Origin of the sequence: Paenarthrobacter sp. AT5 (genome assembly GCF_032764245.1) — a bacterium.
In the GTDB taxonomy this organism is placed as follows: Bacteria; Actinomycetota; Actinomycetes; order Actinomycetales; family Micrococcaceae; genus Arthrobacter; species Arthrobacter ureafaciens.
In genome coordinates this window covers 3391676-3404879 of sequence record NZ_CP136441.1, presented here as the reverse complement: position 1 = coordinate 3404879, position 13204 = coordinate 3391676, and the positions used below count along the sequence as shown (strand labels likewise).

The following is a 13204-nucleotide window of genomic DNA, read 5'->3' as shown; positions in this document are numbered from 1 at the left end:
GCCTGGGATGTGGAAGAGGACCGCGGGAAAGGGCCCGGGATGTGGAAGAGGAACGCCGGAAAGGGGGTGGGATGTGGAAGAGGAACGCCGGAAAGGGGGTGGGATGTGGAAGGGGATCAGAAAAGGCCTGTGGGGTTGCCGTTCTCGTCCACGTTCATCCGCATCGCCGCCGGTTCCTTGGGCAGGCCTGGCATAGTCATGACTGCACCGGTCAGCGCCACGATGAAGCCCGCACCGGTCTTGGGAATGAGCTCCCGCACATGCACCCGGAATCCCTTCGGCGCTCCGAGCTGGGACGCGTCGTCCGTAAACGAGTACTGGGTCTTGGCCATGCAGACCGGGAGGCCGCCCCAGCCGTTCTTCTCGATCTCCGCCAGCCGCCGCAGCGCCGGGACCGAGAATTCGACGCCGTCCGCACCGTAAATTTCCTGCACAATGGTCCGGATCTTGTCCTCGACCGGCATTTCGAGCGGGTACAGGTGGTGGAAGTTCGACGGCGCGTCCACCGCGGCTGCCACCTTCGCCGCCAGTTCGTCCCCGCCGTCGCCTCCGCCGCCCCGGCCCCACACATCGGCGACGGCGGCTTGGACACCTTCGGCTGCGCACCACGACAGGAGCCAGTCGAGTTCTTCCGGGGTGTCGGTGCCGAACTTGTTGATGGCCACCACGGGCGAAATACCAAACTTGGCCACGTTTCCAACGTGTCGTTTCAGGTTCCCGACGCCGGCGGCCACCGCCTCCACGTTCGGCACGCCTAATTCCTCCTTGGGGACACCGCCCTGCATCTTCAGGGCGCGGATGGTGGCCACAATCACGACGGCGGATGGGGCCACGTCCGCGATCCGGGACTTGATATCCATGTACTTCTCCGCACCGAGGTCCGCACCGAATCCAGCTTCCGTCACCACGACGTCTGCCAGTTGCTGGGCGGTACGCGTGGCGATGAGTGAGTTGCAGCCGTGCGCGATGTTGGCGAAGGGACCGCCGTGGACCAGGGCCGGCGTGCCCGCGATTGTTTGGACGAGGTTCGGCTTGATGGCGTCCTTGAGGAGCAGGGTCAGGGCACCTTCAACGCCGAGGTCGGCCACGGTGACGGGCTTGCGCTCATAGGTGTAGCCGAACGTGATCCTGCCCAGCCTGGTACGGAGGTCGTCGAGGCTGGAGGAGAGGCAGAAGACGGCCATGATCTCGGACGCCACGGTGATGTCGAAACCATCCTGCCGGGGTACGCCTTGGGCCGGGCCGCCGAGGCCGATGACGATTTCCCGCAGTGAGCGGTCGTTCATGTCCAGAACGCGTTTGAACGTCATCCGGCGAGGGTCGATGCCCAATTGGTTGCCCTGGTAGATGTGGTTGTCCACGAGCGCCATGAGGGCGTTGTTGGCCGAGGTGATGGCGTGGAAGTCCCCGGTGAAATGGAGGTTGATGTCGTCCATGGGGAGGACCTGGGAGTAACCGCCGCCGGTGGCGCCGCCCTTCATCCCCAGGATGGGTCCAAGGGAGGGTTCCCGGAGCGCAATCATCACCTTGTGCCCGGCACGTGCCAGGGAATCGGCCAGTCCCACGGTAGTGGTGGATTTCCCCTCCCCGGCAGGCGTGGGGGACATGGCGGAAACCAGGACGACTTTGCCCGCGGGCTTGCCGCCCGGCAGGCGCAAGTGGGCGGGATTTATTTTGGCTTTGTACGGGCCGTAAAGCTCCAGGGCGTCAGCGTTGATCCCGGCACGTTCGGCAATTTCCGTAATGGGCTTGATGCCGGCCCGGCGGGCAATCTCAAGATCCGACAAGACTTTGTTTTCAGACATCGTTGTCCTTCGACTGGGTGCTTACGCTGTGCCCGTCAATCTATCAGCACACCCACGCGGACCCTCGGAAGGAGCCACTCAGGCCAGGCTCCCGGTAGCCGGAACCAGCAGCCCGGCCACGGACTCCCGGTAGCTTTCCAATGTGATGGCCGCCGTCCGCTGCCAGCCAAAGGACTCGGCATATGTCGCCGCGGCCCGGCCCATATCTTCACGGGTCCGGACGTCGTCGTAGAGGTCCTCCAAGGCATCTGCCCAGTCGGAAGGGTCATGGCCGTCCACCAGGATCCCCGTGCGGCCATCCGACACAGCCCGTGTCAACCCGCCGACGTTGGTGGCGATGACCGGAGTACCGCACGCCTGTGCTTCCAAGGCCACCAGGCCGAAGGACTCGCTGAAGGAAGGCATCACCACGACGTCGGCGGACCGGAACCAGCCTGCGAGTTCGGGCGCCACTACGGGCGGCCTGTGGGTGACCACATCGCTGAGCCCGGCTTCTTCGATGATCTTGGTCAGGTCGAAGTCCTTGGCCCCGCTCAACGATCCGAGGATGGTCAGTTCAAGGTTGATGTCCGGGCGGCGCTGGCGAAGGAGGCCGGCCGCCTTCACGAACACCTGGGGTCCCTTCAGCCGCTGGATCCGCCCGGCGAAGACAAGGTGGAAGGTGTCCGGGCCAACGTCGTGTTCCCTGCGGGCCTTGCGCCGGAAGGAGGGCGTGAAAACCCGCAGATCCACTCCGGGTGGTGCCACGTCGATGCGGTCGATGTCAGCGCCGTAGTGTGCCACCAGCTCCTGCGCCTCAGCCGGGGTGTTGGCAATCAGCCGGGTGGCGCCGTCGACGATCCTCTGCTCACCTTCCTCCCGGCGGCGGGGTTCGCGGCGCTCGCCGGACTCAAGGACGAGGTTTTTGACCTTGGCCATGGTGTGCATGGTGTGGACCAGGGGCAGCCGCCAGCGTTCGGACAACTCAAGGCCCGCAACCCCGGAAACCCAATAGTGCGAATGGATGACGTCGTAACGGCCGTGGGGTTGCTGGTGACGGATGCGGTCGATCTCATCCACCATCTGGTGCAACAGCGCGGGAAGCTCTTCCTTGGGCAGTTTGCGGCGCGGGCCGGCCATCACGTTGTGGACGCAGACTCCCGGCCCGGGATGTTCGACGGCGGGCTGCCCGGCAGTGGTGGCACGGGTGAAGATCTCCACCTCAACGCCTACCTCGGCCAGCGCCATGGCCAGGGCCCGCACATAGACGTTCATGCCACCGGCATCACCTGCGCCCGGCTGTTCCATGGGGGAGGTGTGCAGCGACAGGAACGCGACGCGGCGGATCATTGGCACCGCTCACCTCCTGCCCTGATGAATTGAGGGAGTTCCCTGCAGAAAACACTACTCCTGCGGCGATCCTGCCGGAGGCACGCCAAACTGCTAGCCTGTCCGCTGTGAGCCACGACGATTCTTTTGAAATCCGCCCCGCAACCCCTGATGACTGGCCCGGCATTTGGTCGGTCATGGAACCGGTCATCCGTGAGGGCGAAACGTTCACGTGGGACCGGGACACCGATGAAGAAGCAGCCAAAGCCAAGTGGATGAAGGCAGCCCCGGGCCAGACGTTCGTGGCGGTCCGGGAAGACGGTACGGTCCTGGGGACCGGTGAATTCCATCCCAACCAGGCCGGCGGCGGCAGCCATGTGGCCAACGCGGGGTACATGGTGGGCGCCAAGCATTCCGGCCAAGGGGTGGCACGCGCCCTGTGCTCCTACTCCCTGAAGGAAGCGAAGGCCGCCGGTTTCCGCTCCATGCAGTTCAACGCGGTGGTGGAAAGCAACGTCAGGGCTGTGTGGCTCTGGCAGTCCATGGGTTTCCGCATCCTGGCCACCGTCCCCGATGCCTTCGAGCACCCGGAGATCGGCTACGTCGGCCTGCACGTGATGTACCAGGAGCTTTAGCGCCCCCGCCAGAGCCCCGCGAGTTCAGGGAAGCCCGCCTCATACCCGTCAAGGAGGCGGCGGCCCAGCTCCTCGGAACCCACCAAGGGATGCGCGGCGAACGCCTGCACGGCGGCTTCCCGGTCACCCTCCACCACGGCGGTGATCGTGAGCCTTTCCACTTCCTTGATGTGGCGCATCAAGGTGAGGAAAGGCCCTCCGGGACGGTCCTGCGGGAGCGGCAGGGCGCCGTCGGACGTCACCTCGCAGGGAACCTCGACGACGGCGTCCGCAGGCAAACCGGGCACCGCCACCTCGGCCGGGGGAGCCCACGGGACAGCTGCCACGGGCGAGTTGGGAACGTTGAGGATCAACTGGGTGGTCATGGAAGCTGCAGAACCGGGGAAGAGGGCGCGCATGAGAGACAACGCAACGCGTTCGTAGCCGCCCCCGGCCAGGTCCTGCTCGTCCCTTTGCTCGCCCTTGGTCCGTGATTCCGCGAGGTAGCCTTCCTCCCTGGACCGGCGGGCTTCTTCCCACGACGCGTAGGCGTTGGCCGGGCCTGCCAGCGCTGTGTAGAGGGCCTGCTGCTGGTCATGGATCGATGCTCCGCGGGTGCTCGCTTGGCGGCGGATCCCGTCGATGGCCTGCTGGGTGTCGTAATAGTAGTAGAGGTATTCGTTCGGAAGGCAGCCGAGCAATTCCAGGGTGTGCTGCCCGAAGAGCCGGCCTTCCTCAATTGACGCCAACGCTGCGGGGTCGGCAAGGAGGCCGGGGAGCAGGTCCCGTCCTTCCGGTGCCAGGCGGTAAAGCCAACCCAGGTGGTTGAGCCCGTAGTAGCCCACGCCGTCGAGCCTTCCGTCCGGCAACGCATGGCCTGCGGCCGCCGCCGCGCGCTTGACCAATCCACCGGCGGAATCGCAGATTCCGATCACTTTCCGTCCGAGCACCGGCACCAACGCCTCGGTCACCATCCCGGCAGGATTGGTGAAGTTGATCAGCCACGCGTCCGGGCTGTTCAGGCGCATGGCGCGGGCAAGTTCGAGCATCCTCGGGATGGTCCTGAGGGCGTAGGAAATCCCGCCTGCGCCCGTGGTCTCCTGCCCCAGGAGGCCGAGGTCCAGCGGGACACGTTCATCGATGATCCGGCCGGCCGTACCGCCTGGGCGGATGGCGGCGAAAACCACGTCGGTCCCCGTCAATGCAGCGCCAAGGTCTGTGGAAACCACGACGGCGGGCGGCGCGCCGTCCGCAACCGGCATGTCCCGGAGGACGGCTTCAACAGCCGCCAGGCGGGACGGATCGACGTCGTAGAGCACCAACTCGTCCACCACATCCGCGAAAGGACCCAAGCACAAGGCGCGGTAGATGAGGGGAACCCGGAATCCGCCGCCGCCGGCGATCATGAGCCGCATGATTCGAGTCTATGCAGCCCGGAGGGTGCAGCGTAGTGTGCCGTGCATGGATGCAATGCCACAGCGTCGCTTCGATCCCCTTGCCGCTGTAAGGCCCGACGGCGACCACCAGTGCGATCTACTTCTTACCGGGACTGTTTTCCAGGACATAATTTTCACCGGCCTTCCGCATTCCCCGGAACCGGGCACTGAAGTGTGGAGCGAAGGGATGGGCAGTTGTCCCGGGGGAGTGGCCAACCAGGCGATTGCCGCGGCAAGGCTGGGTTTGCGGACCAGCCTCGCGGCCACTTTCGGTGACGACGGCTACGGGGATTACAACTGGCAGATCCTCGAATCCCAGGAACACGTGGACCTTTCGCTCTCACGCAGGATCCCGGGCTGGCACTCTCCGGTGACGGTGTCCATGTGCGTCAACCAGGACAGGTCCATGGTCACCCACGGCCATCCCGCCCCCGTCAATGCCTCGGAGATGATCGGCAAACCGCCCAAGGCGCTCGCGGCCGTCGCGGATCTCGGCGAGGAGCTGGAACCGTGGATGCTCACAGCGAAGGAAAGCGGCACCAAACTTTTCGGGGTTGTCGGCTGGGACCCCAGCGGTGAATGGTCCCACCGCAGGCTGGAGCAACTGGAACACTTCCACGCGTTCCTCCCCAACGCGCCCGAGGCCATGGCCTTCACCGGCAAAGCCGATCCCTGGGCTGCCCTGTATTCCCTGGCGGACCGCGTTCCCGTGGCCGTGGTGACTCTTGGAGCGCAAGGGGCCATGGCGGTGGACTCCGAAACGGGCGAGGAAGAATGGGTGCCTTCCCTGCCGGTGCCGGCGTCCGACCCCACCGGAGCAGGAGATTGCTTCGATGCGGCCTTCATCGTAGGAAGCCTTGCCGGGTGGAAGCTCGGGGACCGCTTGCGGTTCGCCAACCTGTGCGCCTCGCTGGCAGTGCAGCAGGTGGGCGGGTCCCTCGCGGCGCCCGGATGGGGTGACATCGCCGACTGGTGGCAGCGCGCCAACGCACGGAAGGAACGCCAAACGAGCCAATGGCTCAGGCGGTTCGCCTTCCTGGAGCCGATTGTCAAGGACATCCCCGCCGAAGCGCAGCGCCGGGCCCGGGCGACCATTGCGCACCTGTCCGACGCGCAGTAGCGGCGGGCCCGCCAACCCTCCCGCAGTTAACGGCAGTTCACTGGCGCCACTAGAATCTCTAGGGTGACTTACGAAGCAGCTGCAGACATCGGAATCGGGTCGAAACCATCAATCGCCAAAACAGCGGTGCTTGAGCGCTCCGCCGTGATCGACCTCGAAGCCGTGCGGCACAACGTTCGTCAGTTCGCCGGAATCGCTTCCCCGGCCAACGTCATGGCCGTCGTGAAGGCCGATGCTTACGGGCACGGCGCGGTGCAGGTTGCCCGCGCAGCACTGGAAGCAGGCGCCACCTGGCTTGGGGTTGCCCATATTTCCGAGGCGTTGGCCCTGCGGGCAGCCGGCCTCGATGCCCCCATGCTGGCTTGGCTGCACACGCGGGAAAGCAACTTCCAAGCCGCAGTGGCCGCCGGCATCGACGTCGGGGTCTCCGGTTGGGAGCTGGACGCGGTGGTCGCGGCGGCCCGTGAGCAGGAACGTCCCGCCAGGGTCCACCTGAAGATCGATACCGGCCTTGGCCGCAACGGCTGCCCCATAGCCGACTGGGACCAGTTGGTGGGCCAGGCCATGGAGTACCAGGACGAAGGGCTCCTGCGCGTCGTGGGCATCTTCTCGCATCTGGCCGTAGCCGATGAACCGCAGCGGCCGGAGACGGACCAGCAACTGGCCGTCTTCCGGGAAGCAATCGCCATTGCCGAGGACGCCGGCGTGGATACGGAAGTCCGCCACATCGCCAATACTCCGGCCACCCTGTCACGTCCCGATTCACACTTCGACCTGGTCCGCGTCGGGCTGGGTATTTACGGACTCTCACCGTTCCAAGGTGCCACTTCCGCCGAGCTTGGCCTCCGCCCGGCCATGACGGTCCGCACCCTTGTTTCCAACTGCAAGACGGTCCCTGAGGGCCAAGGCGTGTCCTACGGACTGAACTACCACACCGCCGGCCGTACCACGCTGGGCCTCATCCCCCTGGGGTACGCGGACGGTGTTCCGCGGGTGGCCACCGGCGGGCCGATCCGCGTCAACGGCATCACGTACCCGGTGGTGGGCAGGATCGCCATGGACCAGATGGTGATCGACTTCGGGCCGCTGACGCCTGAGCAAGCAGCCGACCTCAAGGGCGCTGAGGCGGTCATGTTCGGTGAAGGCACCGACGACGGTCCCACCGCGGACGATTGGGGCCGCGCCGCAGGCACCATCAACTACGAGATCGTGACCCGCATCAGCCCCCGCGTTCCGCGCACCTACGTCAATGAGTCCGCTGGCGGGCCAGCGGCCGGGGCTGAATCAGCTGCCGGCTCGGTCCGGCCCAGTGAGGCGGCGGCAAAGGCAGCCTCGCTGTGAACCAACCGCAATGGGAACACCGCTTCAACGTCACGACGGCGGAGCAGACACACGCGCTCGCCGCAGCTCTGGGCGGGGTACTGGAAGCAGGAGATCTCCTGGTCCTCACCGGTGAACTGGGTGCGGGCAAGACAACGTTCACCCAGGGCCTCGGCGAGGGGCTGGGTGTCCGGGCGGGCATCATCTCGCCCACTTTCGTCCTGGTGCGCATCCATCCCAATCTTCCGGACGGCCCCCGGCCCGGCGGTCCGGACCTGGTCCACGTGGACGCCTACCGCCTTGAGTCTGCGGCCGAAATCGATGACATTGACCTCGAAAACACCATGGATACGTCCGTGACGGTGGTGGAGTGGGGCCGCGACCGGGTGGAGCATCTTGCCGAAAGCCGGCTGGACGTGGAACTGCACCGGGCCGTAGGCGGCGAATCCACGACGGAAACCGACACTCCCCGGCAGGACGACGTCCTTGACTTCGATACCGAGGAGGACGACGAGCCACGCACCATCGTTTTCCGCGGCTACGGTCCCCGCTGGGCGGAAGTACCGGACGTCCTGGAAACCGCGCTGACAGGGGGAAACAACTGATGCTGATCCTGGCCATAGACACTTCCGCCGTCGCCAGCGCCGCACTCATTTCCGATGAAGCCTTGGAAACCGTGGTGGATTCCTTCGTCACCGAGGACACCCGCAGCCATGCGGAAGTCCTGGCGCCCGGGATCGGGCAGCTCCTGGCACGCGCCGGCATCACGGGTGCGGACATCGATGCCATCGTCACCGGCGTCGGCCCCGGTCCCTTCACGGGCCTGCGCTCCGGCATCGCGACGGCCCGCACACTGTCTTTCGTCTGGAACAAGCCGCTGTACGGGCAGATGAGCCTGGACGCCATCGCCTTGGAGGTGGCCGGATCCACGTCCGCCGTGCCGGAATTCCTGGTGGCCACGGATGCCCGGCGCAAAGAGATTTACTGGGCGCACTACACCCTGGCTGACGGCCAACTTCCCCACCTGGTGGATGGTCCCCATGTGGGCTTCGCGGCCCAACTGCCGGACCTTCCCGTGTTCGGCGCCGGAGCCGGCTTGTACTCTGAGGTCCTGGACGCCAACGAAGACTTCGCTGCGACGCAGCCGGACGCCGCTTCCTTGGGACAGTTCGCCTTGGCGAAGCTCGCCGCGGGGGAGACCCTGCTGGATTCGACACCCCTTTACCTGCGCGAGTCCGATGCCCAGGTGCCTGGACCCCGGAAGCGGGCCTTGTGATGAAGCTGTCTCCCAACCTCGAACGTGCCGGCATCTCCCTCCGGGACATGACAGACGCCGACGTGCCCGCAGTGGAGGCCCTGGAACGCAGGCTGTTTCCGATCGATGCCTGGCCGCTGCAGATGTTCTTCGATGAGCTGTCCCAGCCCGAAACACGCCGTTATGTGGTGGCAGAGTCCGCGGGTGAAATCATCGCCTACGCGGGTTTGATGTGCATTGAGCCCATCGCGGACATCCAGACGATCGCCGTCGTGCCTGAATGCGAAGGCAAGGGCATCGGCTCAGCGATCCTCACCGAACTCATCGACGAAGCGCGGCGCCGCAAAGCCGCTGATGTATTGCTGGAGGTCCGTGCAGACAACCCGCGGGCGCAACAGCTGTACCGCCGCTTCGGTTTCGAACAGATCCATATCCGCCCGCGCTACTACCGGGATGGCACCGATGCCTTGATCATGCGGCTGCCACTGAATGTTGCCGGGTCCACAGAAGGAGCAGAGGCGTGAGCGCCGTACTTCCCAACGCCGCATCCCCCAAGGAACCACTGGTCCTGGGCATCGAGTCCTCCTGCGACGAGACCGGCGTCGGCATTGTGCGGGGGACGACGCTGCTGACCAATACGGTCTCCTCTTCCATGGACGAACATGTCCGCTTCGGCGGAGTCATTCCGGAAATCGCCTCGCGGGCGCACCTGGACGCCTTCGTCCCGACGCTGCAGGAATCGCTGCAGGAAGCGGGAGTGACCCTGGAGGACATCGACGCGATTGCCGTCACGTCCGGGCCCGGCCTGGCCGGAGCCCTCATGGTGGGCGTCTGCGCGGCCAAGGCGCTCGCAGTAGCCACCGGCAAGCCGCTTTACGCGATCAACCACTTGGTGGCGCATGTGGGCGTCGGCCTTCTGGATGCAAAGCACGACGCCGGTGCTGCCGCAGGCCTGGGTGCCGGGCAACTGCCGGAGAACCTCGGTGCCCTCCTGGTCTCCGGAGGACACACGGAGATCCTCCGGATCCGGAGCATCACCGATGACGTTGAACTCCTGGGTTCCACGATCGATGACGCCGCAGGGGAGGCTTACGACAAGGTTGCCCGCATTCTTGGCCTGGGCTATCCGGGTGGTCCGGCCATCGACAAGCTGGCACGCCAAGGGAACCCGAAAGCCATCCGCTTCCCGCGCGGCCTGACCCAGCCCAAGTACATGGGCACCGCCGAGGAAAAAGGTCCGCACCGCTATGACTGGTCGTTCAGCGGCCTCAAAACGGCTGTGGCGCGCTGCGTGGAGCAGTTCGAAGCCCGCGGTGAAGAGGTTCCAGTGGCGGACATCGCGGCGGCTTTCCAAGAGGCTGTTGTGGACGTTATTACGTCCAAAGCCGTCCTGGCCTGCAAGGAGCATGGCATCACCGACCTCTTGCTGGGAGGCGGCGTCGCCGCCAACTCCCGGCTCCGCGAACTGACCGGACAGCGGTGTGCTTCGGCCGGGATCAAGCTGCACGTCCCGCCGCTGAACCTGTGCACGGACAACGGTGCCATGGTTGCTGCCCTCGGGGCTCAGCTCATCATGGGAGGGATAGCCCCCAGCGGGGTGGCGTTTGCGCCCGATTCCTCCATGCCCGTCACCACGGTGTCGGTCCCGGCCTGAGCCCGAGCTAACCGGTGCCCCGACCTGCCCGGTGCGGGATCAGGCGTCGGGGCCCTTGCGCATCTGTTGGACGAGGTCCATCACCACGGCCTGCAGATCGCCATTGTGTTCGGCGGCCACACGGCGCTGGCGCTGGTAGCTGGCACCCCGCTCAATGATTTTGGCAACGTCGGCGAGTTCCTCCGAGCAGCCCAGCTCGGCGGCAATCGGCTCAAGCCGTGCCAGGGTTTCGGTGAGGTGCTCGGTGACGGGTTTCTCGTTGCCTTCGGCGTCCAGGATGATGATGGCTTCCATGCCGTACCGGGCTGCACGCCACTTGTTCTCCTGCACGTGCCACGGCGGCATGGTGGGAATAGTGCCCCCTGCGTCCAGGATTCCGGAAAACTCGTGGACCAGGCACTGCGTCAGGGCGGCGATGGCGCCGACTTCCTCCAGCGTTGCCAGGCCATCGCAAATGCGCATCTCGATAGTTCCGAGCGCCGCCACAGGCCTGATGTCCCAGCGGATCTCCGAAATGGCGTCGATGACACCAGTGGTGAACATGTCCTGCACATAGGACTCGTAGGCCTCCCAGGACTGGAACTGGAAGGGCAGCCCGGCGGTGGGCAACTGCTGGAACATCAGGGCCCGCTGGGACGCGTACCCTGTTTCTTCGCCGGACCAGTAGGGGCTGGAGGCCGAAAGAGCCTGGAAGTGCGGGAAGTAGTTGACCAGTCCATCTAGAATCGGAAGGACCTTGTCCCGGCGGTCGATGCCGACGTGGACATGGACGCCGTAGATCACCATCTGGCGCCCCCACCACTGGGTACGCTCGATCAACTTGGCGTAGCGCTCCTTGTCCGTCACCGGTTGGAGGAGGGGAGGGCTGAAGGGGTGGCTTCCGGCGCAGAAAACCTCAACGCCCATGGAATCCGTGACCTCGCGGACCGCTGCCAGCGAACGGCTGAGGTCTTCTTTGGCTTCTTTGACCGTGTTGCAGACGCCGGTGACCAGTTCGACTGTGTTGAGGAGCAGTTCCCGCTTGATATGGGGGTGCTCGTCGTCCTCGTTGAGGTCCGGATGATTGGCGGCAACGCCCCTGAGGACGTCGTTCGCGACCGAGACGAGTTCTCCTGTGCGTGCGCTGACGAGCCCCAGCTCCCATTCCACACCCAGCGTCGATTGCCTGGATGGCGCAAACTCTATATGCACGTAGTCCCCTCGTTGTTTTGTCATTTCGGCCGGACGCCGCCCCGCTGCGGGGCCGCCAGCGGTCGGATCAAGTCTAGTGCAGCCCAAGGCGCCGGACGGGCGAAGGGTAATGTCTTTCCGCTTCTTGCTATTGAGAACAATTCTCAATTACGCTGGCTTTCATGCACATCACAGTCCTTAGCTCACTAGACACCCATTGCCGCGACTCTGCTGCTGCCCGGCTCGGCCGCACCCACGGCAACTCGGCGGTAGTCCTCCACGACCTCCTGGACGGGTCGCTCGTGCTGCGGAGGGTTTACCGGGGCGGCCAACTCTTTGAGCGGGAAACCACGGTTCTTGAGCACGGCTGCCTCAGCTGCACCGTCCGACTGGATGTGGTTCCGACCGCGGAGCGGCTCGCTTCCTGCGGGTTCGACCAAGTAGTCCTGGGACTCCCGCCGGGAGTCGCTGCAGCCATGGCGGCAGCCGAACTGAAGCAGGCCCTGGATGGTCGCATGGTCATCGACAACGCGGTGCTGGCAGTCGACCCCGCGGAGCTCGAGGACCACATGTGGGACCGGCACACCCTGTATGAATCCGGCTTCACCGCAATGCCCGAAGACGACCGGACCAGCGGTGAGTTCCTCATCGGAGAATTGGGCCACGTGGACTCCGTCATGCTGTTTCCGGGCCTCAGTGCCGGGCTGAGCGGTGAAACGCGGATTGACAGCGCGCATTGGCGGGCCGGCACCGAACTCGTTGGGCAGCTGGCGCCGCATGCTGCCGTCATTGGCTCCGCTGATAAGTTCACGCCGGGATGCTACGACCATGTCGAGGCAATCGCCCGGACCAGGCCCGGCGTGGTTCGCCGTCCACCGGACGATGCCACGGGGACGTTCAGCACCGTCCTCCACGCTCTGTCCAAGCCACTCCATCCGGGCCGTTTTCGTGAAGCCCTGCCGCAGCTGGCCGCCGGCACCCACTGGATGCGGGGCCGCCTTTGGATTGCCTCGGCCGCCAACATCCGGATCACAGTTCAGGGGATAGGCCCTCGCGTTTGGCTGGAAAGCACAGGGCCCTGGTCAGTCGAGGCGGCCGCACAGGCAAAGCCGCACACCGGCGTCGACATGGTCCTTGACGGTCACGCCCACCACGGCGACCGCGGAACCGTGCTGGCCCTAACCGGACGGTCGGAAGACGTGAACGCACAGGAAATCAGGCAGCTGTTGGATGGCTGCCAGCTGACCGAGGCGGAGATGGAGGCCCAACCCGCGGCGTGGGATGACCCGTTTGAGCTCAGCAAAGCCCTCTAGCCCTACAACACAAAGGAGAACATCAATGAAAGTCCGCAACTCGCTCCGTGCCTTGAAGAAGATTCCCGGAGCCCAGATCGTGCGGCGGCGCGGACGCACCTTCGTGATCAACAAGCAGAACCCGCGTATGAAGGCCCGGCAAGGCTAGCCGGGGCCACGGGGCGGGCCGGCGTTCATAAATATGACTTAGTGGTCCGCCCGCCCTGTCC

13 protein-coding genes are annotated in these 13204 nt (G+C 65.3%); 9 read left to right on the top strand and 4 right to left on the bottom strand.

Going from position 1 to position 13204, the window contains the following annotated elements:
* Positions 1 to 116: 116 nt before the first annotated feature.
* Together RI444_RS15735 and mshA are read right to left on the bottom strand one after the other, a co-directional pair.
* Positions 117 to 1805, bottom strand: coding sequence for a formate--tetrahydrofolate ligase (locus tag RI444_RS15735; RefSeq protein WP_207605715.1), 1689 nt, complete (start codon positions 1803 to 1805; stop codon positions 117 to 119).
* A 78-nt stretch (positions 1806 to 1883) separates the two neighbouring features.
* Positions 1884 to 3140 (bottom strand): D-inositol-3-phosphate glycosyltransferase, encoded by a 1257-nt coding sequence (gene mshA, locus RI444_RS15730; protein ID WP_062097447.1) that lies wholly within the window; start codon positions 3138 to 3140, stop codon positions 1884 to 1886.
* A gap of 92 nt (positions 3141 to 3232) precedes the next feature.
* Between mshA and RI444_RS15725 the strand changes: the two genes are divergently transcribed.
* Positions 3233 to 3748 (top strand): GNAT family N-acetyltransferase, encoded by a 516-nt coding sequence (locus RI444_RS15725; RefSeq protein ID WP_031216576.1) that lies wholly within the window; start codon positions 3233 to 3235, stop codon positions 3746 to 3748.
* On the opposite strand, the gene RI444_RS15720 is transcribed toward RI444_RS15725, so the two are convergent.
* Positions 3745 to 5142, bottom strand: a complete 1398-nt coding sequence (locus tag RI444_RS15720; RefSeq protein ID WP_062097445.1) for a 6-phospho-beta-glucosidase — start codon at positions 5140 to 5142, stop codon at positions 3745 to 3747. The genes RI444_RS15725 and RI444_RS15720 overlap by 4 nt on opposite strands.
* Positions 5143 to 5188: 46 nt before the next feature.
* On the opposite strand from RI444_RS15720, the gene RI444_RS15715 reads away from it, so the two are divergent.
* The 6 genes from RI444_RS15715 (at position 5189) to tsaD (ending at position 10512) form a co-directional block, all read left to right on the top strand.
* Positions 5189 to 6283, top strand: coding sequence for a carbohydrate kinase family protein (locus RI444_RS15715; protein ID WP_043426680.1), 1095 nt, complete (start codon positions 5189 to 5191; stop codon positions 6281 to 6283).
* Between the two features lie 63 nt (positions 6284 to 6346).
* On the top strand, positions 6347 to 7624 hold the full coding sequence (alr, locus tag RI444_RS15710; protein ID WP_069695759.1) for an alanine racemase: 1278 nt from the start codon (positions 6347 to 6349) through the stop codon (positions 7622 to 7624).
* Positions 7621 to 8208, top strand: a complete 588-nt coding sequence (tsaE, locus tag RI444_RS15705; protein WP_069695758.1) for a tRNA (adenosine(37)-N6)-threonylcarbamoyltransferase complex ATPase subunit type 1 TsaE — start codon at positions 7621 to 7623, stop codon at positions 8206 to 8208. The genes alr and tsaE overlap by 4 nt, the downstream gene beginning before the upstream one ends.
* Complete coding sequence (gene tsaB, locus RI444_RS15700) at positions 8208 to 8879, top strand: tRNA (adenosine(37)-N6)-threonylcarbamoyltransferase complex dimerization subunit type 1 TsaB (RefSeq protein WP_207605716.1); 672 nt, start codon at positions 8208 to 8210, stop codon at positions 8877 to 8879. The genes tsaE and tsaB overlap by 1 nt, the downstream gene beginning before the upstream one ends.
* Positions 8879 to 9382 (top strand): ribosomal protein S18-alanine N-acetyltransferase, encoded by a 504-nt coding sequence (rimI, locus tag RI444_RS15695; protein WP_021472468.1) that lies wholly within the window; start codon positions 8879 to 8881, stop codon positions 9380 to 9382. Before tsaB ends, rimI begins: the two co-directional genes overlap by 1 nt.
* Positions 9379 to 10512, top strand: a complete 1134-nt coding sequence (tsaD, locus tag RI444_RS15690) for a tRNA (adenosine(37)-N6)-threonylcarbamoyltransferase complex transferase subunit TsaD (RefSeq protein WP_021472469.1) — start codon at positions 9379 to 9381, stop codon at positions 10510 to 10512. Before rimI ends, tsaD begins: the two co-directional genes overlap by 4 nt.
* A gap of 39 nt (positions 10513 to 10551) precedes the next feature.
* On the opposite strand, the gene RI444_RS15685 is transcribed toward tsaD, so the two are convergent.
* Positions 10552 to 11703, bottom strand: a complete 1152-nt coding sequence (locus RI444_RS15685) for a glutamate--cysteine ligase (RefSeq protein WP_031216583.1) — start codon at positions 11701 to 11703, stop codon at positions 10552 to 10554.
* Between the two features lie 161 nt (positions 11704 to 11864).
* Between RI444_RS15685 and RI444_RS15680 the strand changes: the two genes are divergently transcribed.
* Positions 11865 to 12995, top strand: coding sequence for a GTP-binding protein (locus tag RI444_RS15680; protein WP_021472471.1), 1131 nt, complete (start codon positions 11865 to 11867; stop codon positions 12993 to 12995).
* A 25-nt stretch (positions 12996 to 13020) separates the two neighbouring features.
* Positions 13021 to 13143, top strand: coding sequence for a type B 50S ribosomal protein L36 (ykgO, locus tag RI444_RS15675; protein ID WP_021472472.1), 123 nt, complete (start codon positions 13021 to 13023; stop codon positions 13141 to 13143).
* Positions 13144 to 13204: the final 61 nt, after the last annotated feature.

Coding starts and splice junctions, on each gene's coding strand:
- RI444_RS15735 (WP_207605715.1), bottom strand. CDS start 1,805: ATGTCTGAAAACAAAGTCTTGTCGGATCTTGAGATTGCCCGCCGGGCC.
- RI444_RS15720 (WP_062097445.1), bottom strand. CDS start 5,142: ATGCGGCTCATGATCGCCGGCGGCGGCGGATTCCGGGTTCCCCTCATC.
- RI444_RS15715 (WP_043426680.1), top strand. CDS start 5,189: ATGGATGCAATGCCACAGCGTCGCTTCGATCCCCTTGCCGCTGTAAGG.
- tsaB (WP_207605716.1), top strand. CDS start 8,208: ATGCTGATCCTGGCCATAGACACTTCCGCCGTCGCCAGCGCCGCACTC.
- rimI (WP_021472468.1), top strand. CDS start 8,879: ATGAAGCTGTCTCCCAACCTCGAACGTGCCGGCATCTCCCTCCGGGAC.
- RI444_RS15680 (WP_021472471.1), top strand. CDS start 11,865: ATGCACATCACAGTCCTTAGCTCACTAGACACCCATTGCCGCGACTCT.
- ykgO (WP_021472472.1), top strand. CDS start 13,021: ATGAAAGTCCGCAACTCGCTCCGTGCCTTGAAGAAGATTCCCGGAGCC.